The 23,234-nt window shown below is 72.2% G+C and carries 20 protein-coding genes; 8 read left to right on the plus strand and 12 right to left on the minus strand.

The window, feature by feature from the left end; translation table 11 throughout:
- Positions 1-3: 3 nt before the first annotated feature.
- Positions 4-1,884 (plus strand): glycosyltransferase family 2 protein, encoded by a 1,881-nt coding sequence (locus AB0J46_RS33910; RefSeq protein WP_364338192.1) that lies wholly within the window; start codon positions 4-6, stop codon positions 1,882-1,884.
- A gap of 9 nt (positions 1,885-1,893) precedes the next feature.
- On the opposite strand, the gene AB0J46_RS33915 is transcribed toward AB0J46_RS33910, so the two are convergent.
- Positions 1,894-3,021 carry an aminotransferase class I/II-fold pyridoxal phosphate-dependent enzyme gene (locus AB0J46_RS33915; protein WP_364338193.1) on the minus strand — a complete coding sequence of 376 codons (1,128 nt, stop codon included), beginning with the start codon at positions 3,019-3,021 and terminating at the stop codon, positions 1,894-1,896.
- Positions 3,021-3,998, minus strand: coding sequence for a UDP-N-acetylglucosamine 4,6-dehydratase (inverting) (gene pseB, locus AB0J46_RS33920; RefSeq protein ID WP_364338194.1), 978 nt, complete (start codon positions 3,996-3,998; stop codon positions 3,021-3,023). The genes AB0J46_RS33915 and pseB overlap by 1 nt, the downstream gene beginning before the upstream one ends.
- A 105-nt stretch (positions 3,999-4,103) precedes the next feature.
- On the opposite strand from pseB, the gene AB0J46_RS33925 reads away from it, so the two are divergent.
- Positions 4,104-4,832 (plus strand): glycosyltransferase family protein, encoded by a 729-nt coding sequence (locus AB0J46_RS33925; protein WP_364338195.1) that lies wholly within the window; start codon positions 4,104-4,106, stop codon positions 4,830-4,832.
- Positions 4,829-5,803: a hypothetical protein gene (locus tag AB0J46_RS33930; RefSeq protein ID WP_364338196.1), complete on the plus strand. Its 975-nt coding sequence runs from the start codon at positions 4,829-4,831 to the stop codon at positions 5,801-5,803. Before AB0J46_RS33925 ends, AB0J46_RS33930 begins: the two co-directional genes overlap by 4 nt.
- On the opposite strand, the gene pseI is transcribed toward AB0J46_RS33930, so the two are convergent.
- Positions 5,796-6,839: a pseudaminic acid synthase gene (pseI, locus tag AB0J46_RS33935; RefSeq protein ID WP_364338197.1), complete on the minus strand. Its 1,044-nt coding sequence runs from the start codon at positions 6,837-6,839 to the stop codon at positions 5,796-5,798. The genes AB0J46_RS33930 and pseI overlap by 8 nt on opposite strands.
- A complete protein-coding gene (locus AB0J46_RS33940; RefSeq protein ID WP_364338198.1) occupies positions 6,836-7,360 on the minus strand; it encodes a GNAT family N-acetyltransferase in 525 nt (174 codons plus the stop codon). Before AB0J46_RS33940 ends, pseI begins: the two co-directional genes overlap by 4 nt.
- Before the next feature lie 124 nt (positions 7,361-7,484).
- Here AB0J46_RS33940 and AB0J46_RS33945 point away from each other — a divergent pair, with 124 nt between their 5' ends.
- Genes AB0J46_RS33945 through AB0J46_RS33955 form a run of 3 tightly spaced genes read left to right on the plus strand, consistent with a single transcriptional unit; the run spans position 7,485 to position 10,901 of the window.
- Positions 7,485-8,942, plus strand: a complete 1,458-nt coding sequence (locus AB0J46_RS33945; RefSeq protein ID WP_364338199.1) for a glycosyltransferase — start codon at positions 7,485-7,487, stop codon at positions 8,940-8,942.
- Between the two features lie 48 nt (positions 8,943-8,990).
- Complete coding sequence (locus AB0J46_RS33950) at positions 8,991-9,848, plus strand: CDP-alcohol phosphatidyltransferase family protein (RefSeq protein WP_364338200.1); 858 nt, start codon at positions 8,991-8,993, stop codon at positions 9,846-9,848.
- Positions 9,849-9,869: 21 nt separating this feature from the next.
- Positions 9,870-10,901: a sulfotransferase gene (locus AB0J46_RS33955; RefSeq protein WP_358282256.1), complete on the plus strand. Its 1,032-nt coding sequence runs from the start codon at positions 9,870-9,872 to the stop codon at positions 10,899-10,901.
- Here the strand turns inward: AB0J46_RS33955 and AB0J46_RS33960 are convergent.
- The 8 genes from AB0J46_RS33960 to AB0J46_RS33995 all read right to left on the minus strand — a co-directional run bounded on the left by AB0J46_RS33960 (position 10,898) and on the right by AB0J46_RS33995 (position 21,190).
- Positions 10,898-11,959: a glycosyltransferase gene (locus AB0J46_RS33960; RefSeq protein ID WP_364338201.1), complete on the minus strand. Its 1,062-nt coding sequence runs from the start codon at positions 11,957-11,959 to the stop codon at positions 10,898-10,900. The genes AB0J46_RS33955 and AB0J46_RS33960 overlap by 4 nt on opposite strands.
- Positions 11,956-14,589, minus strand: coding sequence for a CDP-glycerol glycerophosphotransferase family protein (locus AB0J46_RS33965; RefSeq protein WP_364338202.1), 2,634 nt, complete (start codon positions 14,587-14,589; stop codon positions 11,956-11,958). The genes AB0J46_RS33960 and AB0J46_RS33965 overlap by 4 nt, the downstream gene beginning before the upstream one ends.
- Positions 14,590-14,678: 89 nt before the next feature.
- Positions 14,679-15,380: an SRPBCC family protein gene (locus tag AB0J46_RS33970; protein ID WP_364338203.1), complete on the minus strand. Its 702-nt coding sequence runs from the start codon at positions 15,378-15,380 to the stop codon at positions 14,679-14,681.
- Between the two features lie 75 nt (positions 15,381-15,455).
- Positions 15,456-16,310, minus strand: coding sequence for a xanthine dehydrogenase family protein subunit M (locus AB0J46_RS33975; protein ID WP_364338204.1), 855 nt, complete (start codon positions 16,308-16,310; stop codon positions 15,456-15,458).
- Positions 16,307-18,652 carry a xanthine dehydrogenase family protein molybdopterin-binding subunit gene (locus tag AB0J46_RS33980; protein ID WP_364338308.1) on the minus strand — a complete coding sequence of 782 codons (2,346 nt, stop codon included), beginning with the start codon at positions 18,650-18,652 and terminating at the stop codon, positions 16,307-16,309. The genes AB0J46_RS33975 and AB0J46_RS33980 overlap by 4 nt, the downstream gene beginning before the upstream one ends.
- Positions 18,653-18,702: 50 nt before the next feature.
- The gene (locus tag AB0J46_RS33985) at positions 18,703-19,185 is read right to left on the minus strand and encodes a (2Fe-2S)-binding protein (RefSeq protein ID WP_352362730.1); all 483 of its coding nucleotides are present in this window, start codon (positions 19,183-19,185) and stop codon (positions 18,703-18,705) included.
- 72 nt (positions 19,186-19,257) lie between these two features.
- A complete protein-coding gene (locus tag AB0J46_RS33990; protein WP_357994707.1) occupies positions 19,258-19,461 on the minus strand; it encodes a hypothetical protein in 204 nt (67 codons plus the stop codon).
- Complete coding sequence (locus tag AB0J46_RS33995) at positions 19,451-21,190, minus strand: PspC domain-containing protein (RefSeq protein ID WP_364338205.1); 1,740 nt, start codon at positions 21,188-21,190, stop codon at positions 19,451-19,453. Before AB0J46_RS33995 ends, AB0J46_RS33990 begins: the two co-directional genes overlap by 11 nt.
- Before the next feature lie 114 nt (positions 21,191-21,304).
- On the opposite strand from AB0J46_RS33995, the gene AB0J46_RS34000 reads away from it, so the two are divergent.
- Both AB0J46_RS34000 and AB0J46_RS34005 read left to right on the plus strand, forming a co-directional pair.
- Positions 21,305-22,513, plus strand: a complete 1,209-nt coding sequence (locus AB0J46_RS34000; RefSeq protein WP_364338206.1) for a PspC domain-containing protein — start codon at positions 21,305-21,307, stop codon at positions 22,511-22,513.
- A complete protein-coding gene (locus AB0J46_RS34005; protein ID WP_352323887.1) occupies positions 22,510-23,142 on the plus strand; it encodes a response regulator transcription factor in 633 nt (210 codons plus the stop codon). The genes AB0J46_RS34000 and AB0J46_RS34005 overlap by 4 nt, the downstream gene beginning before the upstream one ends.
- The last annotated feature ends 92 nt before the right edge of the window (positions 23,143-23,234 follow it).

The raw sequence follows: 23,234 nt of genomic DNA on the forward strand, positions 1-23,234 counted from the left end.
CATGTGCCGGTTCTTTCGGTGATCGTCCCGTTCCACAACGTCGAGAAGTACATCGGTCCCTGCCTGGACTCCATCTCCGGCCAGACGATGTCCGACCTGGAGGTCATCTGCGTCGACGACGGCAGCCGCGACGACGGGTGCGCCGAGGTCGAGTCCAGGCAGGCGGCCGATCCCCGGATCCGTCTCATCAGGCAGCCCAACCAGGGCGTCGGAAAGGCCCGCAACGTCGGCCTGACCCAGGCCGCCGGCCGCTACCTGGCCTTCGTCGACGGCGACGACACCGTGCCGCGGGAGGCGTTCAAGCGGCTGGTGTCCTCGCTGGAGTCCACGGGCTCCGACCTGGCCTGCGGGAACGTCATGCGGCTCTACCGCAACCTGCTCATCCCCTCCTGGGCCCATCGGGAGGCGTTCGCGACGCCGATGCGGCGTACCCACATCACCCGCCACCCGCTGCTGATCCGCGACCGCATGTTGTGGAACAAGGTCTACCGCCGGTCCTTCTGGGACCGGCTGGGCCTGAGCTTCCCCGAGCGCATGTACGAGGACCAGCCCGTCGCCATGGCCGCCCACGTGGGCGCCCGGTCGGTGGACGTGCTGTCCAAGGTCGTCTACCACTGGCGGCAGCGCGACGAGCCCGGCTCCTCGATCACCCAGCGCCGCCTGGAGCCGGGCAACCTGCGCGACCGGATGTTGTCGGTGCTGCAGACCGCCGACCTGCTGGCCCGCGACGCGCCGGGGCTCAAGCCCGACTTCGACCGTGACACGCTCGACATCGACATGACGGTGGCGGTCGAGGCGGCCGCCACGACGGGGATGCGGCCCGAGCTGCTCGACCTGATGGTCCGCTACCTTGACGGCGTGTCCCGCGAGTCCTGGCTGAGCGTCCCGTTCGAGCACCGGATCCAGGTGCACCTGCTGCACCGGCGGCGGCTGCAGGAGCTGGCCGGGGTGCACGAGCAGGCCCGCGAGGGCCGGCTGCAACCCCGCGTCAGACCGGCGGGCCTGCTGCGCAGGCGCTGGTACGGCCGCCACCCGGCGATCCCGGCGCACCTGTCGGAGGTCTCCGAGGAGCTGGCCCTCACCGCCCGCCTGGTGTCGCTGGAGTGGCGCGCCGGCGTGCTGACCGGCGCGGGCCGGGCCGCGCTGGGCCGCTTCGACGCCGGCGCGCTGCGCCGGGTGCGCATGCGCGCCTGGCTGGCCGAGCGCGCGACCGGCGAGATCATCCGCCTGTCGGACGAGGAGAGCGCCCCGGTCTGGGAGACCGTCGAGCTGGAGGAGGGCGTCGAGGCGCCCGAGCACGCCTTCCCGTTCGCGTTCGCGGTCGATCCCGCGGTGTTCACGCCCGTCCAGCTCGCCCGTCGCGGCCACTGGGACCTGCGCGTGCAGCTCAGGGGCCACGGGCTGAGGCTCGACGCCAGGGTGGCCGGGCCGCGCTGGCTGCCGCCGCAGGTGCCTGCGCCGCGCCGCAGGTCGGGCGTGTGGCTGGTGCCGGCGCGCGGTTCCAAGGGCGGGTGGGGGCTGCGGCTGCGCAACGCCCAGGCGCTCATCGGCGAGTGCCGCGTGGACGACGGCCACCTGGTGTTCTCGGGCCGGATCAACGACCTCGGCGACGGCGAGCCGGTGGTGCGGCTGCGGCGCAAGAGCGACGGCGAGGAGATGTACTTCCCCGTCGCGCTGGCCGGCCAGGACTTCTCGGCGCGGGTGCCGCTGGCCGGCATCGACGAGAGCGTCGGCCGCGAGTCGTGGTGGGAGGTGGTCATCGACCAGGGCCGGCCCATCCGCCCGCTCGTACGGCGGGCCGAGCGCCAGGTCGCCACCGTGGACGACCGGCGCTTCCTCATCGACCGCAGCGAGGACGGCTGCCTGCTGCTGGCCGAACGCTGAGGGCCGGGCTCATCCGGCGAGGATCGAGGTGAGGGTCTCGACGACGAGGTCCTGCTCGCCGTCGGTCAGGTCGGCGAACAGCGGCAGCGACAGCTCCTCGGCGTAGTACGCCTCCGCGCGCGGGCACAGCCCACGCCGGTAGCCGAGGTCCTCGAACACCGGGTGCCAGTACGCCGGGATGTAGTTGACCTGCACGCCGATGCCCGCGGCCCGCATGCGGTCGTAGACCTCCCGGCGGCGGCCGTCGCGCACCCGCACGGGGTAGAGGTGCCAGCTCGGCGTGACGTAGGCCCGCCGGCCGGGCAGCGTGAGGCCGGGCACGTCGCGCAGCAGCGTGTCGTACCGGGCGACCAGCTCGGCGCGGCGGGCGCGGAACCGTTCGAGGCGGCGCAGCTGGCTGACGCCCAGCGCGCAGAGCACGTCGGGCAGCCGGTAGTTGAGGCCGAACTCGTGCACCTCCTGGTGCCAGCCGCCGTGGCCGGGGTCGCGCTGCCCGGCCGGGTCGCGGACCAGGCCGTGGTTGCGGAAGCGGGCGGCCCGTTCGAGCCGGCCGGGGTCGGCCACCGCCACCGCGCCGCCCTCGGCGGTCGTGACGGTCTTGGTCGGGAAGAACGAGAACGTCGTCAGGTCGGCCACCGACCCCACCGGCCGGTCCTTGTACGACGCGCCAATCGAGTGGGCCGCGTCGGCCACCAGCACCGCGCCGGCCCGCTCGGCGACCGTGCGCAGCTCGTCGTAGTCGGCGGGATGGCCCGCGTAGTCGACGCCGGTGACGGCCTTCGTGCGGTGGGTGACCAGCGCGGCGACCGCGTCGGGGTCGATGTTGCCGGTGTCGGGCTGGACGTCGGCGAAGGCCACCCGCGCGCCGCGCAGCACGGCCGTGGCCGCCGTGGCGACGAACGTGAGCGGCGAGGTGATCACCTCGTCACCCTGGCCGACGCCGGCCGCCACGTAGGCGACGTGCAGCGCCGCCGTGCCGGACGTGACCGACACGCAGGGCACGCCGCCGGTCCAGCGGGCCAGCTCTTCCTCGAACAGCCGGACCGCGGGGCCCGTGGTCAGCCAGTCGCCGCGCAGCACCTCAGCCACCGCCTCGATGTCGGACTCGATGATGGACTGCCGTCCGTAGGGCAGCATCAGCCGGCCACCATGTCACGCAGGTCGCGCACGGACAACCACCGGTCGTTGGTGTCGGAACGGTAGGAGAAGCCCTCGGGCAGCAGCTCGCCGGTCTGCGGCGCCTGGTAGCCCCAGGTCGCGATCGTGGGCTGGACGACGTAGCGGTCGGCCAGGCGGAGGGTGCGGCGGCCGTCGTCGGGGCCGATCATCTCCTCGTGCAGCTTCTCGCCCGGCCTGATGCCGATCTCGTAGACCGGGCTGTCGGGGGCCAGCGCCTCGGCCAGGTCGGTGATGCGCATGCTGGGGATGCGCGGCACGTAGAGCTCGCCGCCCTGCATGAGGTCGAAGGAGTCGACCACGAACCGCACGGCCTGGTCGAGGGTGATCCAGAACCGGGTCATGCGCTTGTCGGTGATCGGCAGGCTGCCGCCCTGCTCGGCCAGCCGCAGAAAGAACGGCACCACCGAGCCCCTGCTGCCCACGACGTTGCCGTAGCGGACGACGGCGAAGCGGGTCTCGTGGGCGGCGGCGTAGTGGTTGGCCGAGACGAACAGCTTGTCGGCGACCAGCTTGGTGGCGCCGTAGAGGTTGATCGGGCTGGACGCCTTGTCGGTGGACAGGGCGACGACCCTGCGCACGCCGCAGTCGATGGCCGCCTCGACCACGTTCTGGGACCCGGCGACGTTGGTGCGGACGTACTCGAACGGGTTGTACTCGGCGGTGTCGACCTGCTTGAGCGCGGCGGCGTGGACGACGTGGTCGACGCCGTGCATGGCGCGGGTGAGGCGGTCGCGGTCGCGGACGTCGCCGATGAACCAGCGCAGGCGGTCGTCGTCGCCGAAGAGCTGCTTGAGCTCGTACTGCTTGAGCTCGTCGCGGGAGAAGACCACCAGGCGGCGCACCCCGAGCGAGTCGAGCGCGTGGCGGATGAACGCCTTCCCGAACGACCCCGTGCCTCCGGTGATCAGAATGGACGATCCACTGAGAATGCTCACGCGGCCCCCTGAAAATCGCGCTGACGAACTGTGGTCGTTGGAGCAGGCCGGTAGCATAGCGCGATCGATCAACCACGTATGGTCACACGGGGGAATGTGGTTTTGATGCGTATTGTCGGAATCATCCAGGCTCGGATGGGCTCCACTCGGCTGCCCGGGAAGGTGCTGCGCGATCTCGGGGGGCGGTCCGTCCTGGGCTGGGTCGTGCGCGCCGCGCGCGAGTCGCGGGCGCTCGACGACCTCGTGGTGGCCACGACGACGCAGGCCGCCGACGACGCGGTGGCGGCCGAGTGCGACCGGCTCGGCGTGGCCTGCCATCGCGGGCCCGTCGACGACGTGCTCACCCGGTTCATGCAGGCGCTGGCCGGCCGGGAGGCGGAGGCGGTGATGCGCTTCACGGCCGACTGCCCGCTGCTCGACCCCGTCGTGATCAGGGAGGCGGCGCTGGTCTTCCGCGCGGTCCCGGGCCTCGACTACCTCAGCACGAGCCTGGCCAGGACGCTGCCGCGCGGGCTCGACGTGGAGATCGTCGGCCGGGCGGCCCTGGAGCGCGCCGACGCCGAGGCCACCGGTTTCCACCGCACCCACGTGACCTCTCATGTCTACGCGCACCCGGGCGAGTCGCGGCTGCTCGGCCTCGCCCACCAGCCCGCGGCCGACGACCTGCGGGTCACCCTCGACACCGAGGACGACTGGCGGCTCATCGCCCGCGTGGTCGAGGAGCTGGGCGACGCCTGCGTCCCGGTGCGCACGCTGGTGAGCTGGTTGCGGGCCCGGCCCGAGGTCTGCGAGCTCAACGCCCACGTGCGCCAGAAGGAGCTGCAGGACGCATGAGCGGGCGGGTGGGCGTGCGCTGCGACGCCGCGGCGGGGAGCGGGGCCGGACATCTGGTGCGGTGCGTGGCGCTGGCCGAGGAACTGTGCGCGCGGGGCGTCGAGGTGGTCTTCCTCGGCGCGGTCTCCGGTTCGGAATGGGCCATGGACCAGCTCAGGAGCCGTGGCCTGCCGCTGGTGGCGGCACCCGGGCGGCCCGACCGGCTCGCCGCGCTGGCGTGCGAGCTGCGGCTCGACGCCGTGGTCCTGGACTCGTACGAGCTGCCCGAGGGCACCGGCGGGGCGCTGCGGGCGGCGGGCTTCCCGGTGCTGGCGATCGTCGACGGCGACCCGCTGGGCCAGGAGGCCGACCTCTACCTCGACCAGAATCTGGGCGCCGAGGACCGGCCCTTCCCGCTGCCGCGCGACTCCTGGCGGCTCGCCGGCACCCGCTACGCGCTGCTGCGCGACAGCGTCCGAGGGCGGCGCAGGGTGCGGCAGCCGGGGCCGGTGCCGCGGGTGTTGTGCTTCTTCGGCGGCACCGACAGCGCGGGCGTGGCCCCCGCCTGGGCGGAGGCGCTGGCCTGCACGGGCGTGCCGTTCCAGGCGACGCTGGTCAGCCCGGAGCCGTTCGAGGCGGGCGAGGGCATCACCGTCATCCCGCCCACCGACCGCCTGCCCGAGCTGATGGCGGCCGCCGACCTCGTGGTCACCGCCGCCGGGTCGGCCATCTGGGAGCTGCTGCACCTCGGCGTGCCCACGGCGCTGAGCTGGGTGGCCGACAACCAGCTCCCCGGCTACCGGGCGCTGGTGGGCCGGGGGGTGGCCGCCGGGCTGGGCCGGGCGGCCGACGCCGAGGCCGTCGGCGTGCTCGCCCGGCTGCTCGCCGACCCCGCGCTGCGGGAGGAGCACGGCAGGCGGGGCGGCGGGCTGGTCGACGGCAAGGGCAGGGAACGCGTCGCCGACGCCTTCCTCGACCTGTGGGTCAGATGAGGTCCCAGGTCAGCGGCGTGCCCAGGGGTGCGTCGCGGGTGAAGCGGCGGCCGGTCACCTCGTCGATGGCGTCGGGGGGCAGGCCGCCGGCGGGGCGGATCGACCGCACGTTCTCCCTGGTCACCGCCTCGCCCGCGCGTACGTCGCGCACCACGTAGAGCGAGCGGCGGAAGCGCAGGCCCTCGAGCTCGGACTCGCGCGGCCCGAGCACCGGCCGGCCCAGCGACTGCCACGCGCGCTCGCTCTCCTCCACCAGCGCCGCCAGCTCGGGCGGCTCCAGCGAGAAGGCCGCGTCGACGCCGCCGTCGGCTCGCGACAACGTCACGTGCTTCTCGATCAGGCACGCGCCCAGCGCGACCGCCGCCAGCGCGGCCCCGATGCCGGGGGTGTGGTCGGAGACGCCGACCTCGGCGCCGGTGAGCGCGGCCAGCAGCGGCAGCGAGCGCAGGTTGCTCTCGGCGGGGGAGGCGGGGTAGGAGGCGGTGCAGGACAGCACGGCGAGCTGCGTGCAACCCGCCTCGCGGGCCGCCGTCACCGCCGCCTCGATCTCGCCCGCCGTGGCCATGCCGGTGGAGATGACCAGCGGTTTGCCGGTGGAGGCGGCCAGCCTGATCAGCGGCAGGTCGACGATCTCCGACGACGCGATCTTGTACGCCGGCGTGTCGAGCTTCTCCAGCAGCTCCACGGCCGTGGGATCGAAGGGCGCGGAGAAGGCCAGGAGGCCGTGCTCGCGGGCCCGGTCGAAGATCGGCTCGTGCCACTCCCAGGGGGTGTGGGCGCGTTCGAACAGCCGGTAGAGGTTCTCGCCGCCCCACAGCTCGTGCCCGTCGCCCACGCGGAAGGCGGGGCCGTCGGCATCGACGGTGATCGTGTCGGGCCGGTAGGTCTGCAGCTTCAGGGCGTGTGCCCCGCCGGCCGCCGCCGCGTCGACGATGGCGAGGGCCCGCTCCAGGCTGCCGTTGTGGTTGCCGGACATCTCGGCGATCACGAACGGCGGCCGGTCGGCCCCGATCGCGCGCCCTCCGATGGACATCATCCTTGCTCCTCCTTGGTCAGCTGGACGGCGACGACCTCGCGCGGCACCCCGTCGACCGGCATCCGGTAGGTCGCGACCTCGGCGAACCCGAAGCGCCTGTGCAGCCGCCGTACCGACTCGTTGTCGGCCAGCACCTCGCCGCGCAGGGTCGTCAGCCCGAGCGGGCCGAACGCGTGGTCGATGGCGGCCCGCTCCAGGCCCACCCACGCCCTCAGCACCGCGCCGGACCGTTCGAGGCCGTCGAGGTCGAGGTAGAAGCCCCAGGAGGCGCTGTCGCCGCCGAGCTCCGAGTACGTCACCACCCCCGCGCGGGCCCCGGCGTGGTCGTAGATCAGCACCTGCCTGCTCGCGTCCGCGCGGACGGCGGCCCACCAGCGGGCGTGCTCGTCCTCGGAGATCTCGTGGCCGGTGAAGCTGGCGGCGCGCACTTTCGGATGGTTGCGCCAGTGGCGCATAACGGGCAGATCATCGTCCCGGACGCGTCTCAGCACCGCTCCCCCTACCATTCGTGCTCGACTCATTGCACAACGTAGCGGATTCGATGCCGGGTAAAGAGCTCATCAGGGACGGGCATCGAACGCGGAACAGGCGAGGCGGCCACGGCATGCTGCCCTCGACCGCCTTCCACGAAAGCCAAGGAGCGTCATGATCCCCCTGCTCAGTGTCGTCGTCCCGGTCCACAACGTGGAGCCGTACCTGACGGAGTGCCTGAAATCGCTGGCCGCCCAGACCATGGAGGACTTCGAGGTCATCATGGTCGACGACGGCTCGATCGACGGCAGCCGGCGGCTGGCCGACGACTTCGTGGCCCGAGATCCCCGCTTCACGCTGATCGAACAGCAGAACCTGGGGCCGGGGCCGGCTCGCAACGAGGGCGTCAGGCGGGCCAGGGGCACCTATCTGGCCTTCGCCGACAGCGACGACGTCGTGCCGCCGCACGCGTACGAGGTGCTGATCGCCAAGCTCGGGGAGACCGGCTCCGACCTGGCGTGCGGCGCGGTCAGGCGCATGGTGGACGGCGTGCTGGAGGAGTCGATCCTGCACGAGCGCGTCTTCCGGCGGCCCGTGCTGTGCACCCACATCACCGACAAGAAGGTGCTGGTCAGGGACCGTACGGTGTGGAACAAGGTATACCGCGCCGACTTCTGGCGGCGGCACGGCCTGCGCTTCCCCGCCGGCATCTACGAGGACGTGCCGGTCGCCATGCAGGCCCACGTCCTGGCCACCAGCGTGGACATGGTGGACGACGTCGTCTACCACTGGCGCCGGCGCGACGATGGGGAGACCTCGATCACGCAACGCCGCTCGCAGCTGCCCAACCTGCACGAGCGCCTGACCGCCATCCGCGCGGTGCGCGCCTTCCTGGACGACGGCGCGCCGGAGCTGCTGCCCGAGTTCGACGCCCTGGTGCTGGAGAAGGACATCGTCTTCCTGTTCCAGGCGCTGGAGTCGGCGCGGGAGGCGGGCGAGGACCTGGTGCCGTTGCTGGGGCTGGCCGACGCCTGGCTGGACGAGCTGAGCCCCCGCGCGCTGACCGGCGCGCCCTCGCTGCGCCGCCTGGAGCTGCATCTCGTCCGGCGCGGCATGATCGACGAGCTGCGCGCGGTCCGCGACTTCCGCCGCAGCCGCGTGGACGGCACCCGGGTGCGCCCCCGCGGCTTCCGCACCGTCAACTGGTACGGCGACTACCCCTACTTCCGGCGGCGACGGCGGCTCGGCATCCCCGACGACGTCTACGACGCCCGCGACGAGCTCAAGCTGATCGCCAGGGTGGACGACTGCTCCTGGACGGGCGCCGCGTACCGCCTGCGCGGCGAGGTGGCCATCCACCGGGTCGAGCGCAAGGTGGGCAAGGTCAACGTGTGGCTGAGCGACGGCCGCCGCCGGGTGCCCCTGGAGGTCCGGCGCGCCGGCCGCCACGGCGTGGTGGCCGACATCGACCCCAGGGCGCTGGAAGGCGGCGGCCCGACCTGGCGGCTCCTGGTCAAGGCGGAGACCCGCGGGCTCGTGCTCAAGGGCTCGTTCCGGGACGGAGACGCGCACGGTGCGTGGCGGTTTTCCCTGCAGGGTTGGTCAAGAAGCGGCATGGACATGCCCCAGTAGTTCCAGACAGTAATCGTCAGGCGGCGGTCCGTAGCCATGCTGGGATCCATGAGGACCTATTCGCTGGATGACGTCTACGAGACACGCAAGCGGAGAGACTCCTGGTGGACCGTGTATTTCGTGGATCCGGTCGCCTGCCGGGTCGCCCTTCCCGTCGCCAACCGCACCCGGATCACGCCCAACGGGCTCACGGTGTTCTCGCTGGTCCTCGGCATGGTGTCAGCGGCCTGCTTCGCGCTGGACCAGCTCGTCGCCGGCGCCCTGATGTTCTACCTGAGCTTCACCATCGACTGCGTGGACGGCAAGATAGCCAGGCTCAAGGGCACGGGGACGCCCTTCGGCCTCTGGCTGGACTACGTGGGGGACCGGGTCAGGGTCGTCCTGTGCGCCGGGGGGCTGGCGTACGGGCAGTACGTCCTGACGGACGATGTCCGCTACGTGGTGCTCGGCGCGGCGGTGGCCGTGCTCGACCTGTTCAGATACGTCAACGCCCCGCAGATGAAGCGGGTGCGCGAGGCCGTCAGGGAGGAGCGGGGCGAGCCGGAGCCGCCCGGCGAGGACACCGTCCCGCTGGACTGTGCGCCCGCGGACCTCGACCTGCACCTGCTCGTGGAGCGCGGTCCGCGCCCCGGCGGCCGCAGGCGGCGGCTGCCTTCCTTCTTCAGGCGCCTCAACAGGTTCCTGGCCAGGCACCGGGTGCGTTCGCACCTGATCAGCGGCATCGAGTTCCACGCCGCGGTCTTCGTGGTGGCGCCGCTCGCGGGGGCGTGGGCGCTGATCCCGCTCGCCATGGCCGCCGGTGTCCTGCTCCTGGCCAACGAGATCTTCCTTGTCTACCGGATGTGGCTCTTCACGCGCAGGCACAGCGTGCCCTCCCAGGAGAGCCGAGAGCACGTTCTCGTCTAAGTTTTCGGGGGTTAGTACGAAATGTCCGACCGGCCAGTCTTCGTCATTGGATGCCCGCGGTCCGGCACCACGATGCTCCAGCTCATGCTCCACTCGCACCCGCGCATGGCGGTGCCGCCGGAGACGCGCTTCCTCGTTCCCGCTTATTACCGGCGCCGCACATGGGGCGACCTGCGGGTCCCCCAGCGGCGCAAGGCACTGGCGCAGTGGATCGCCACCGACCGCAGCACGAAGTTCCGCGAGCTCAAGATCGACAAGGACGAGTTCATCCGGCAGGCCGTGGAGGGGCCGGGCTCGCTCGGCTCGGTCATCGGCACCGCCTTCCGCATGTACGCCGACCGCTTCGACAAGGCCCGCTGGGGCGACAAGAGGCCCAGCTACGTCAAGCAGACCGACCTGCTGCTGCGCCTCTTCCCCGACGCCCAGTTCATCCACCTGATCAGGGACGGCCGCGACTGCGTGGCCTCGCTGAAGGAGATGCCCTGGTACACGCTGGACTCCTTCCACGCGATCTCCACCTGGGCCGAGGCCATCGACGCCGGCGAGCGGCTGCGGCGCACGCTGCCCGACGACACCTACTACGAGCTGCGCTACGAAGACCTCACCGACGACCCGATGACCGAGATGAAGAAGCTCTGCCACTTCCTGGAGGAGGACTTCGCGCCGTCGATGATCTCCCCCCGCGAGGCCGCCGTCCAGGCCGTCCCGCAGCACAAGGTCTGGCACAGCAACACCCACCGCGAGGTCACCCGCAGCCGGGTCGGGAGCTGGGCCAACCGCCTGGACGACTGGGAGATCGCGCTCTGCGAGCAGGTCCTCGGCGAGCGCCTCCAGGCCAACGGCTACGAGCTGACCGGCGCGCCCAGGCCGGCCAAGGAGCACCTGACGGCCTGCCAGAAGACCATGCAGAAGCGCAAGGCCAGCCGGTCGCGCAAGGCCATGCGCGACCGCTTCAACCGGCTGCGCGAGCCCAGCCCGGTCGGCGCGCTGCTCACCTCCACGCAGAAGTCGCTGGCCGGCATCCCGCAGCAGCGTCCCGAGGTGACCGTCTAGCGCTGGATGTGCGCGAACAGCCGCTCCCAGCGGTCCAGCACGTGGTCGAGGCGGAACGCCTCGGCCCGTGCCCGGGCGGCGGCCCCCAGCCGCCGCCGCTCCGGCGCCGATCCCATCAGCGCGGCCAGCTCGGCGGCGAACGCGTCCACGTCCCCCGGCGGCACCCGTACCGGGCCCGCCGAGCGCACGCCGCCCGACACGTCGAAGGCCACCGACGGCACCCCGTGGGCGCACGCCTCCAGCAGCACGACCGGCAGGCCCTCGTGCTCGCTGGTCAGCGCCACCAGCGAGGCGTTCAGGTACTCCGCCCGCATCCGATGAGCGGGCACCAGGCCGCGGAAGACCACCCGGTCCGCGACGCCCTCCCGGGCCGCGTGCGCCCGCAGCCGCTCGCGTTCCGCGCCGTCGCCGATCAGGTGCAGCTCCCAGGACGGCGGCGGCTCGGCGCGGGCGAACGCGCTGATCAGCCGGTCGAACCGCTTGACGCCCTCCAGCCGCCCCACGCCCAGCACCCGCGGCACGTCCAGCGCCGACGTCTCCCGCGGCCAGGCGTCCAGCGGGTTGGGCAGCGTCCAGGCGTTGGGCAGCAGGGCGTGCTCGGCGAAGGCCCAGGCGTCGTCGTCGCTGAGGAAGAGCGCCTGGTCGAGGTCGGGGTAGTGCTTCTTGATCGAGGCCAGGTGCCAGCAGTCGCGGGCGTGGCCGTAGGAGCCGTGGTACTGCCCGATCGAGCGGAACCCGGCGGGCAGCAGCCCCGACAGCCGGGTCACCACCGACGGCGACGTCAGCACCGCGTACCCCGGGCGCACGCCGCGCAGCAACTCCTTCACCCTGCGGTCGGCCAGCCGCCTGGCCAGCGGGCCCTGCTCGCCGAGCGGGCCGCCCACGACGTGCTGCCGGTAGAGCGGCCGGTCCACGTAGCGGAACGGCGCGGCGGCGCGGTGCAGGCCGACGACGTGCACCTCGTGGCCGCGTTCCGCCAGGCCCTGGGCCAGGGTGTGGGTGACCCGCTGGACGCCGCCGAGCGTGTCGGCGTCCAGGCAGGCGAAGACGACGGTCATCGCGTGCGCCCTTCGAAGAAGTCGTCCACTATGCGGGCGGAGGCGTCGCCGTGCTCGTCGGCGCACCACAGGGCGCGGAAGGCGGCGTACTTGGCGGCGAAGGCGGCGTGCACCTCGGGCAGGTTCCGCAGCACGTCCACCAGCTCCGCCGTGGTCGTCACGCACGGGCCCGGGGCGATGGCGGGCAGGTCGTGGTAGACGCCGCGCTCGGAGAGGCGGTAGTCGTCCCAGTCGTCGATGAGGAACACCATCGGCCGGCCGGTCACCGCGTAGTCGCACATCACGGAGGAGTAGTCGGTCAGCAGCGCGTCGGAGGCCAGCATCAGGTCGTTGATCTCCGGATAGGACGCGGCCGGCCGCACGAAGTGCCTGAGCCGCTCGGGCGGGTCGTACTTCTCGACCGGATGCGTGCGCAGCACCACCACCCACTCGCCGGCCAGCTCCGCGGCCATGAGGTCCAGGTCGGCGCGTACCGAACGGCCGCTCATCTTGTCCCGGTCGCGGTAGGTGGGCGCGTAGAGCAGGACCTTGCGCCCCGGCGGGATCTCCAGCCGGGCCCGCACGTCGCCGGCCGCCTCCGCCCGCACCAGCGCGTCGCAGCGCGGGGTGCCGCACCGGTAGACCTTGCCGTCGTAGCCGTTGGAGGGCAGGAACACCCGCGAGAACTCGGCGCTCGGCGAGACCAGCGCGTCCCACCGGGCGACGGCGGCCCGCCACTGCTCGCGCGGCCGGTCGAAGTCGCCGCGCAGGTCGGGCGCGTCGAAGCCGATCGACTTGATGCCCTGCCCGTGCCAGGTCTGCAGGTAGCGGGTGCCGGGCGGCTTCGGGTAGTCCAGCGGGAAGCCGTGGCTGTCCACCCAGATCCCGGCGCGGGCCATCGTCCACAGGTAGCGCCAGCTTCCCCGGCGGACCAGCCGCACGTCGGCGGGGAAGTTCTTGCGGCCCTTGGCGACCGACCAGACCGCCTCGATCGGCAGGCCGCGCCGCCGCACCTCCTCGTAGATGGCGCGGGGGCTGCCGTTGTAGCCCTTGCCGACGTCCGACTCGAACAGGGCGAGGTCGTCGCGCCGCGGCACCACCCTGATCAGCAGCTTGTACGCGCGCAGCTTGGCGCGCGGCGTGTTGAGCTTCGTGAGCAGCAGCCGCCGCGCCCGCCGCAGCGCCGAGCGGGTGCGCGAGTGCGTGCGCACGCACAGGTAGGCGGCGTAGCCCTCGGTCTTCACCGTGCAGCCGGGCAGCTCGATCGGCTCCAGGTTGGGGTCCACGATCAGCCGGTCGGTGGTGACGTGGCCGTCGGAGCGGCGCCGGAAGCCGATGCGCGGGTCGCTCCTGCCGCAGGGCGCGAAGACGACCTCGCTGACGTAGCCGCCGTCGCCCGAGGGGACCGGCCGGATCGGCACCCGTTCCCGGCCCGCCTCCAGGAAGGCGTCCCACTCGGCCGGCAGCACGCCGAACGGGTCGTAGGTGCGCACGGTCATCCGCACCCGCTCGCCGTTCGTGGCCAGGCCGGTCACCTCGTGCCGCAGCCGGGAGTCGGTGTAGGGCAGCTCGGCCAGGCGCAGCGCGGTGATGTCCAGCCCCGGCGCGGCCGTGGTTCCCCAGTACGTGCGCCCGTCCACCTGTACGGCCGCCCGCGGCGCGGCCCGGGGGCCGGTCAGCGAGCCGGCCGCCACGCGCAGGTCCTCGATCCGGTCGTCCAGGATGAGCCGGCAGCAGACCCGGTCCATCGGCTCGATCCGGTCGAACACCGCGCCGGGGATCTCCTCCAGGTACGGCCGCACGACCGAGGCGAACTCCTTGACCCACACCAGGTCGCGCGCGGGCAGCGGGTTGAGGTAGACCCGCAGGTCCTGCCGCAGGAACCGGTACTGCCGGTGCGGCACCAGGTCATGGGCGCCGTAGCCGCGCAGGATGTCGTCGCTCAGCCGGGCCGCGGTCACCCGCTGCCGCACGTTGTCCATCTCGTCGATGCTCAGGGAGATCGACTCGTTCGAGCTCGCCCGGTGCCAGTGGTAGACCACCCACGGCACGATCGCGAACCGGCGGGCCAGCGCGTACAGCTCGGTGGCGAAGACGTGGTCCTCGTAGTGGATGTCCTCGGGGAAGCGCAGCACGTTGTCGCGCAGCCAGGCGACGTTGTAGAGCTTGTTGGTGCTGAAGGAGTCGAGGAAGAGCTCGGGCTCCGCGCGGATGCCCTCGACCACCCGCCGCCGGGCGAACAACGACGGATAGTACGGGCGCAGCCGTCCGTCCCGCTCGAACAGCCGGGAGATCTGCCCCGACACGAAGTCGGCGCCGGTGCGCTCGATCTCGGTGAGCAGGCTCTTGCACGCGTGCCCGGGCAGCTCGTCGTCGCTGTCGAGGAACATGGCGTACGGCGCCCTGGCCGCGTCGATGCCGTCGTTGCGCGGGGCTCCGCAGCCGCCGCTGTTGCTCTGCCTGCGCAGATAGCGCACCCGCGGGTCCTCGGCCATGAGCCGCGCGGCCACCTCGGGCGTGCCGTCCGTGCTCGCGTCGTCGGAGATGATCACTTCCAGGTCGCGCAACGTCTGCCGCAACACCGAACGCACGGCCCTGGGCAGGCGGGCCGCGTCGTTGTACGAGATCACGACGACGCTGCAGTCCGGCATGCCCATGTCCCCCCAGAAATGACCTGCGGGAATGGCACTTCCCCCTGATAGCGGGAAGTGACCGGACTTTATGTGGTTTTTGCTGAAAATCAGCGCATAAGGCGACGAACTACCCAGATGAGGATCGTGAGCGCCAGCAGGCCGCCCGCGATCGGCGCGAGCCGCCTGAGCAGCGGCTGCCCGGCGATCTCCATCAGGTCGAGCGCCTCCTCGTCGGGCGTGCGCGAGGTCCGCAGCGTGCCCGCGGGCCGCACGTCCGGCTCGGGGACGGTCACCGCGCTCAGGTGCCGCTCCTCCTCCTGAGGCTGCCCCTGCTCCTGGGGTGCGACCGGCTCCACCATGGGCTCGGAGAGGAGCTGGGCCAGGTTGCCGGCGAACCTGTCGATCAGCTTGGCCCCGACCTCGGCCATGACCCCGCGCCCGAACTGCGCCGGCCGCCCGGTCACGTTGAACGTCGTCTCCACGGCCACCGACGTGCCTCCCTCGGCCGGCGTCATGCGCGCCCTGACCGTGGCCGAGGCCGTGCCGGAGCCCCTGGCCTCCTTGCCCGACGCCTGGATGGTCAGCGTGTGGGCGTCCTTGTCGACGTCCTCGAACCTGGCCGAGCCCCGGTAGGTGACGGTGATCGGGCCGACCTTGACCTTCATCCGGCCGGTGAACTCGTCGCCCTCGAAGATGTCGAGCGTCGCCCCGGGCAGGCACGGCGCAACCCGTTCGACGTCGAGCAGCACCGCCCACGCCTGCTCGACCGGAACCGGGACAGTGAACTCGTGCTCGAACCGCATCGCCATCGATCCGCTCCTTCCGAGGTTGGTTGCGACACTACGTCGGGGCGGGGGCGCCCGGAAGAGGCGCCCCCGCCTCACTCAGGGGGTCCCGGCGGCCGTGCGCACTGCCCGATGGGTCAGCACCCGGGCCAGGTGACGGCGGTAGTCGGGCTGGGCGTGCAGGTCGGCGGGGGGCGAGGTGCCCTCCGCCGCCTCCTCGCACGCCTGCCGCACCCGGTCGCCGAGCTCGACGCCGCGCAACGCGGTCTCGGTCGCGCGGGCGCGCACCGGGGTCGGGCCCATGTTCGTCAGCGCGACCCTGGCCTCGGCGATCGAGCCGTTGGCACGCCTGACCGCGGCCGCCACGCCGACGATCGCCCACGACTGCGCGGTCCGGTGGAACTTCTCGTAGTGGAAGCCCCAGCCCTCGCCCAGCTTCGGCACCTTCACGCCGACCAGGATCTCCCCGGCGCGCAGCGACGTCTCCAGGTAGTCGACGAAGAACTCGGCGGCCGGGATCTCCCGTTCGCCCCGCGCCGACGCGGCCACGATCACGCCGTCCAGCGCCAGCACCACGGCCGGCAGGTCACCGGCCGGGTCGGCGTGCGCCAGCGAGCCGCCGAACGTGCCCCGGTGCCTGATCGCGGGGTCGGCCACCCGGGCCGTGGCCAGCGCCACCAGCGGGGCGCCGGCGTTCACCACCGGCGACCGCATGACCTCGTCGTGCGTGGCCAGCGCGCCGATGAAGACGTGGTCGCCCCGGTCGTGCACGCCGTTCAGGCCGGGCAGCCGCCCGATGTCCACCAGCCTGGACGGATACGCCAGCCGCAACCGCAACAACGGCAGCAACGACTGCCCGCCGGCCAGCGCCTTGGCGTCCTCGTCGGCGGCCAGCTCCGCGCAGGCCGCCGAGAGCGAGTCGGGACGCACGTAGTCGAACGGTGCGGGGATCATCGCCGCGCTCCTTCCAGCGCTCGCCAGACACGCTCGGGCGTGCACGGCATCCGGACGTCGCCGACGCCGTAGGGCCGCAGCGCGTCCACGATCGCGTTCACCACCGCCGGGGTGGAGGCGATCGTGCCCGCCTCGCCGACGCCCTTGACGCCCAGCGGGTTGCCGGTCGCGGGGGTCTCGGTGCGGTCCGTCGTGAACGACGGCAGGTCCGCCGCCGACGGCAGCAGGTAGTCGGCCATGGTCGCGGTCAGCAGATTGCCCTCGGAGTCGTAGACGGCCTCCTCGAACAGGGCCTGCGCCACGCCCTGCGCGATGCCGCCGTGCACCTGGCCCTCGACGATCAGCGGGTTGACCACCTTGCCGACGTCGTCCACGGCCACGTACGAACGGATCCTGGTCATGCCCGTCTCGGTGTCCACCTCCAGCGCGCACAGGTGCGTGCCGTGCGGGAAGGAGTAGTTGTCCGGGTCGAAGGTGGCGTCGGAGTCCAGCCGCGCCTCCACGCCGTCGGGCAGGTCGTGCGCCTGGAACGTGGCGTAGGCCAGTTCCTGGATCGTCCGGCCCGACCCGGTGCCGCGCACCTTGAACACGCCGCCGTCGAACTCCAGGTCGTCGGGCGAGCACTCCAGCATGTGGGCGGCCAGCTTCCTGGCCTTCTCCCTGACCTTCTCGCACGCCTGGAGCACGGCGATGCCGCCCACGACCAGCGAGCGCGAGCCGTAGGTGTCCATGCCCTTGTGCGCGACGGCCGTGTCGCCGTGCAGCACCCGCACGTCCTCGAACGGCACGCCCAGCGCGTCGGCCACGATCTGGCTCCACGCCGTCACGTGCCCCTGGCCGTGCGGGGACGTGCCGGTGATGACCTCGACCTTGCCGGTCGGCAACATGCGCACCGAGCCGTGCTCCCAGCCGCCCGCCCCGAACCTGGCCGCCCCGAGCAGCCTCGACGGCGCCAGCCCGCACATCTCCGTGTACGTGCTGACCCCGATCCCGAGCTGCACCGGATCGCCCCGGTCCCGCCGGTCGGCCTGCTCGGCCCGCAGCTTGTCGTAGCCGAACAGCGACAGCGCCCGCTCCGTGGCCGCCTCGTAGTTGCCCGAGTCGTAGGTCAGCCCCGAGATCGTCGTGTACGGGAACTCCTCGTGCCTGATCCAGTTGCGCCGGCGCACCTCCAGCGGGTCCAGGCCCAGCTCGGCGGCGAGCTCGTCCATCGTCCGCTCGATGCCGAACGTCGCCTCGGGACGGCCCGCGCCCCGGTAGGCGTCCGTCGGCATCTTGGTGGTGAACACGCCCCGGCAGCCGAACTCGTAGGCGTCCATCTTGTAGATCGCGTTGAACATGGACGCCCCGAGCAGCGGCACCCCCGGCGTCACCAGCATCAGGTACGCGCCCATGTCGGCCAGCAGGTCGACCTGGAGCCCCCGGATGCGCCCGTCGGCGTCGGCCGCGAGCCGGATGTGCTGGAGCTGGTCGCGGCCGTGGTGCACGGTCAGGTTGCCCTCGGAGCGGGACTCCGTCCACTTGACCGGCCGGCCCAGCCGGCGCGCCATCAGCAGGCAGAGCACCTCCTCGGCGGTGACCTGCAACTTCGAGCCGAACCCGCCGCCCACGTCGGGGGCGATCACCCGCAGGTCGTGCTCGGGGATGCCGGTCACCACCGCGAGCATGACGCGCAGGATGTGCGGGATCTGGGTGGAGGTCCACATCGTGAACGAGTCGCCGTCGGTGTCCACCAGCACCGCCCGCGGCTCCATGGCCGTCGGGATGAGCCGCTGCTGCACGTACGTCCGGTCGACGACGACGGCGGCGCCCTCGAACGCCGCGTCGATGTCACCCGAGGTGATCTTCATGGAGAACGCCTGGTTGCCCGCCTCGTGCACCTTCGGGCTGTCCGGCGACAGCGCCTCGGTCATGTCGAGCACCGCGGGCAGCGGCTCGTAGTCGACCTCGATGGCCTCCAGCGCGTCGGCCGCCTGATACCGGTCGGTCGCGACCACGCAGGCCACGGCCTCGCCGACGTACCGGACCTCGGAGGTGGCCATCGGCGGGTGGTCGGGGATGACGACGTCGTCGGTCACCGGCCACGCGCACGGCAGGCTGCCCTGCTCGGCGGCGAAGTCCTGGCCGCTGAACGCGGCCACCACGCCGGGCAGGCCGCGGGCCGCCGACACGTCCACCCGGGTGATCCGGGCGTGGGCCATCGGGCTGCGCAGGAACATCACGTGCAGCGTGCCGGGGCTGGAGAGGTTGTCCGTCCAGCGCGTACGTCCCGTCAGCAGCCTGGCGTCCTCCTTGCGCCGGCGCGGCCGGCCCACCTCGTGCACGCCGGCCGGCTCGTCGATCTGGCCGCTGCCGGCGATCTGCCCGGCGACGGCCTCGGGGCTCAGCTCGCTCACTGCGTCCTCACCGCCTGCCCCATCTCCTGCGCGCCGCGCTTCACCGCGCGCACGATGTTGCAGTAGCCCGTGCAGCGGCACAGGTTGCCCTCCAGCCCGTGCCTGATCGACTCCTCCGACGGCTCCGGGTCCTCCCGGACCAGGTCGATCGCGGCCATGACCATGCCGGGGGTGCAGTAGCCGCACTGCAACGCGTGCTCTTCGTGGAAGGCCCGCTGCATCGGGTGCATCGACCCGTTCGCGCCCAGGCCCTCGACGGTGACGACGTCGCCGCCGTCGGCCTGCACGGCGAGCACGGAGCAGCTCTTCACGCTCTTGCCGTCGAGCAGCACCGTGCAGGCGCCGCAGTTGCTGGTGTCGCAGCCGACCGGGGTGCCGGTCCTGCCGAGCCGCTCACGGAGTAGATGGACGAGGAGGAGCCGCGGCTCGACGTCCTCCTCGTACTTGATCCCGTCGACGGTGACGGTGATTCGGGGCATACGTCCTCCCTCAGGAGCAGGGGGAAAGGCGGACACACCCGAAACTACGCCGGTGTTTTTCCCGGTCAAGGGTTACTTGCCGCGGACCACCCGGGCGATGATCGCCACCACCCCCGCGAAGGCCAGCCCCACCACGGTCAGCCCGACCAGGACCAGCGCGTCCCTGAGCTCGCGGGTCACCACGAGGATGCCGAGCACCACGAACAACGTGCCGCTCAGCAGGGCCATCCAGTCGGTCCGGTGCAGGCGCCGGACCCGTTCGACGTCACGCGCCACGCCGCACCTCCATGTCGCCGAGGCCGCCCCGCAGGTTCAGCACGATCGTGAACTCCTCGTCCTCGGACCTGACCTCGGGCTCCAGCACCTTGTCGAACTTGACGTCCACGCCGCCCCTGATCGACTGGTCGACCTTGATGTCGCCGACCTTGTTCATCGCGTGCACCTCGACCCTGGCCGTCGGCGGCACGATCACCGTCAGCTCGCCCACGGAGACCCGGGCGTCGAACGTCAGGCTCGTCCCCGGCAGCGCCTTCAGCTCCGTCAGGTCCAGCCGGCCGTCGCCGACGCCGACGTCGTAGACCTTGCCGGCCTCCGAGGGCTTGGTCAGGTACCAGGTGGAGTCGCCGAAGTTGCGCGGCAGGCCGCCCAGCATCAGCCCCACGCCGATCAGCAGCGCGACCGTGGTGCCCGCCGCGACGAGACCGGCGCCGCGGCCCCACCAGGCGGCCATGAGCAGCCCGGCGCCGATGGTGATGAGCACGGCGCCGCCGACGATGGTCGGGCTCACGCCCGCGGCCGACCTGGCCTGGACCGCCACGACGATCCCTCCCACTATGATCGCGAGCAAGATGGTGATGACCCCGATGAACGACTTGGGGCGTCGGGCCCGGGGGGCCGGGGCGGGTGCCGGGCGGCCGTACAGGGCCGGGTCGTAGGGCGACTGGCCCGGCCGCCTGGCCGGGTCGAGCGGGCGGTAGGGGCCCTTCGGGGCGAAGGGCTCGCCGTAGCCGCTGTAGTCGATCGCGGTCCTGGGCTGGGGGCGGTAGTCGGGCGGCTCCTGCCGCGACGCCGCCTGAGCCTCGGCTTGCGGCCGCGGCTGCGGCGGCGGGGCCTCGACCCGCGTCTTCGGGGCCTCAGCGGCCTCAGGGGGCTCAGCGGCCTCAGCGGCCTCTGTGCCGGGCGTCTGCGCCTGGCGGGTCGCGTCGGCGGGGAGCTGGTGCTCCGCCGTCACGGCGCCGGCGGCCTCCATCGCCTGTGCGGCCTCGATCTTCGACATCTCGGCCCGGCCGGCCTCCGCCTGTCCCGCTTCAGGGGTTTCGGGCCGGTCCGTACGGGGTGGCTCGGCCTGCCGGCCTGCGGACATCGCCCGCAGCCGCGCGGCCACGGCCTCGGCGTGCGCGGCGGCCGTCATTCTGGGGGCCGGGGCAGGGGATTCAGGGTGAGCCGTCACGGTGTCGCCGAGGCCGGACCAGCCGGGTTCGGCGGGACGCACCCGAGGTGCGGACGCGGGCGGCGCGTAGGGCGGCGCGGGCGGCTCCGCGTCGGGGGAGCGCCGGCGACCGAGCCGCTCGGGCATCGAGCGGGCCAGGCCCAGCAGGTCGACGCCTCTGGAGTGGGCCGCGAGCAGCGAGACGGCCAGCAGCACGCCGACCACCAGCGTGCCGGTGTCGAGCCAGACGGTCGCGAGGTTGAGCGCGAGGCCGAACCCGAGCACCGCCGTGAGCAGCGCCATCACGGCCTCGGCGTCGAAGTCGCGGCGGGTCCACTGCTCGATGATCCCCGGCCCGCCGTTGGGCTCCTTCATCAGCAGGAACGCCGCGATGTACAGGAAGATCCCGATGCCCGAACCGAGCAGGAGCACGGCGAACGCCACGCGGAACACCACGGGGTCGATGCCGGTGTGCCGCCCGAGACCGGCGCACACGCCCATGAGGAAGCGCCCCTCGCTGCTGCGTCGCAGCTCCCGGGGCGGGGCGGCGGGTTGCCTGGGCGGAGCTTCTGTCATGGAACCATCGTGGACCGTCGGGCGGGGTGGTCGCATCCGGGAGACCCCTGACTCGACCCTGGGGGTTGTTCCCTGATGCCCGAAGTGCCCGCGACATGTGACGATGGCGATGTTATGGCAGACCAGAAGACACTTGCCGAGCCCACCGGCGATCGACCCTATCGCCGGATGCTCCGCCCCATGGAGGGCCGCCTGCTCGGCGGCGTGGCCCAGGGGCTGGCGGCGCAGCTCTCCCTCGATCCCGTCGTGATCAGGCTGATGTTCGTGCTGCTCAGCGTCGTGGACGGGGTCGGCATGGTGGCGTACGCCGTGCTGTGGATGATCACTCCGCGTGAGCCGTACGAGGGGCAGCCGCCGCAGCGCGACTGGAGCCAGCTCGCCGCGTTCAGCGCGATCGGCGTGGCGCTGGCCGCGTTCGGCTGGCTGACCGGGGCCTCGAAGGGCGGGATCGGCATGTTGCCGTTCGCCGCCGGCGGCATCGGCGCGCTCATCCTGTGGCAGCAGGCCGACCCCGAACGCCGCAAGAACTGGGTCAGCGGCGCCACCAAGAGCATCCGGACCAACCGGGTGCGCACCCTGCTCGGCGTGACGCTGGTCGTCATCGGCGCGGTCGGCTTCCTGTACGTCCAGGGCCAGCTGGCCCAGGCCAGGCCCGGTCTGCTGTTCACCGTCGTCGTGGTCGGCGGCATCGCGGTCATCGCCGCGCCCTGGCTGGCCGGCCTGTGGAAGGAGCTGCAGCTCGAACGGCGCGAGCGCATCCGGCAGGAGGAACGCGCCGAGGTGGCCGCCATGGTGCACGACTCGGTGCTGCACACGCTCACCATCATCCAGCGCGTCGCGCACGACCCCCGCGAGGTCACCAGACTGGCCCGCGCCCAGGAACGCGAGCTGCGCAACTGGCTCTACCAGCCCGCCCAGGACGCCGACGCCACCGTGGCCGCCGCCGTACGCCGGATCGCGGCCGAGGAGGAGGACTCCCACGGCGTGCCCATCGAGGTCGTCTGCGTCGGCGACATCGACCTCGACCCGCAGGGCAAGCTGGCGGCGATGCTCAAGGCGTCCAGGCAGGCGATGGTCAACGCGGCCAAATATTCTGAGAGTCCGGCCATCTCCGTCTACGCGGAGGTGGAGGGCTTGGAGGTGACCATCTTCGTGAAGGACCGCGGCAAGGGCTTCGACCTTGAGGCGGTGCCCCTCGACAGAATGGGCATCAGGGAGTCCATCATCGGGAGAATGGAACGTCACGGCGGCACGGCCAGGCTCCGCACCGAGCCCGGCGAGGGCACGGAAGTGATGCTGACGATGAAGGTGGACAAGCAATGACACGCGTGTTGATCGTCGACGACCACCGGCTGTTCAGATCCGGCGTACGCGCGGAGCTGGGCGACTCGATCGAGGTCGTGGGCGAGGCGGAGGACGTCGAGACGGCGGTCAAGGCCATCGCCGAGCATCAGCCCGACGTGGTCCTGCTCGACGTGCACATGCCCGGCGGCGGCGGCCAGGAGGTGCTGCGCCGCGTCCTCAGCACGGGCTCGCAGGTGCGCTTCCTCGCCCTGTCGGTCTCCGACGCCGCCGAGGACGTCATCGGCGTCATCAGGGGCGGCGCGCGCGGCTACGTCACCAAGAACATCAGCGGCAAGGAGCTCACCGACGCCATCCGCCGGGTGGCCGACGGCGACGCGGTCTTCTCGCCGCGGCTGGCCGGGTTCGTCCTCGACGCCTTCGCCTCCTCCGAGGCGCCCTCGATCGACCCCGAGCTCGACTCGCTGACCCAGCGCGAGCGCGAGGTGCTGCGGCTGATCGCCCGCGGCTACGCGTACAAGGAGATCGCCAAGGAGCTGTTCATCTCGGTCAAGACCGTGGAGACGCACGTGTCGTCCGTGCTGCGCAAGCTCCAGCTCTCCAACCGGCACGAGCTGTCCCGCTGGGCCACCGCGCGCCGCCTGGTCTGACCCTGCTTTCTGGACCGTTACAAGGTCGTTACGGCGATTCGTAGACGAATCAGGCGTCTCAGTAGTCACACATGGAAGGAGAAGCACATAAT

Source organism: Nonomuraea sp. NPDC049758 (assembly GCF_040674635.1).
Taxonomy (GTDB): Bacteria; Actinomycetota; Actinomycetes; order Streptosporangiales; family Streptosporangiaceae; genus Nonomuraea.

Coding starts and splice junctions, on each gene's coding strand:
- AB0J46_RS34000 (WP_364338206.1), top strand. CDS start 21,305: ATGGCAGACCAGAAGACACTTGCCGAGCCCACCGGCGATCGACCCTAT.
- AB0J46_RS34005 (WP_352323887.1), top strand. CDS start 22,510: ATGACACGCGTGTTGATCGTCGACGACCACCGGCTGTTCAGATCCGGC.
- AB0J46_RS33940 (WP_364338198.1), bottom strand. CDS start 7,360: ATGAGTCGAGCACGAATGGTAGGGGGAGCGGTGCTGAGACGCGTCCGG.
- AB0J46_RS33970 (WP_364338203.1), bottom strand. CDS start 15,380: ATGGCGATGCGGTTCGAGCACGAGTTCACTGTCCCGGTTCCGGTCGAG.
- AB0J46_RS33945 (WP_364338199.1), top strand. CDS start 7,485: ATGATCCCCCTGCTCAGTGTCGTCGTCCCGGTCCACAACGTGGAGCCG.
- AB0J46_RS33965 (WP_364338202.1), bottom strand. CDS start 14,589: ATGCCGGACTGCAGCGTCGTCGTGATCTCGTACAACGACGCGGCCCGC.
- AB0J46_RS33925 (WP_364338195.1), top strand. CDS start 4,104: ATGCGTATTGTCGGAATCATCCAGGCTCGGATGGGCTCCACTCGGCTG.
- AB0J46_RS33955 (WP_358282256.1), top strand. CDS start 9,870: ATGTCCGACCGGCCAGTCTTCGTCATTGGATGCCCGCGGTCCGGCACC.
- AB0J46_RS33930 (WP_364338196.1), top strand. CDS start 4,829: ATGAGCGGGCGGGTGGGCGTGCGCTGCGACGCCGCGGCGGGGAGCGGG.
- pseI (WP_364338197.1), bottom strand. CDS start 6,839: ATGATGTCCATCGGAGGGCGCGCGATCGGGGCCGACCGGCCGCCGTTC.
- AB0J46_RS33985 (WP_352362730.1), bottom strand. CDS start 19,185: ATGCCCCGAATCACCGTCACCGTCGACGGGATCAAGTACGAGGAGGAC.
- AB0J46_RS33950 (WP_364338200.1), top strand. CDS start 8,991: ATGAGGACCTATTCGCTGGATGACGTCTACGAGACACGCAAGCGGAGA.
- AB0J46_RS33960 (WP_364338201.1), bottom strand. CDS start 11,959: ATGACCGTCGTCTTCGCCTGCCTGGACGCCGACACGCTCGGCGGCGTC.
- AB0J46_RS33995 (WP_364338205.1), bottom strand. CDS start 21,190: ATGACAGAAGCTCCGCCCAGGCAACCCGCCGCCCCGCCCCGGGAGCTG.
- AB0J46_RS33975 (WP_364338204.1), bottom strand. CDS start 16,310: ATGATCCCCGCACCGTTCGACTACGTGCGTCCCGACTCGCTCTCGGCG.
- AB0J46_RS33915 (WP_364338193.1), bottom strand. CDS start 3,021: ATGCTGCCCTACGGACGGCAGTCCATCATCGAGTCCGACATCGAGGCG.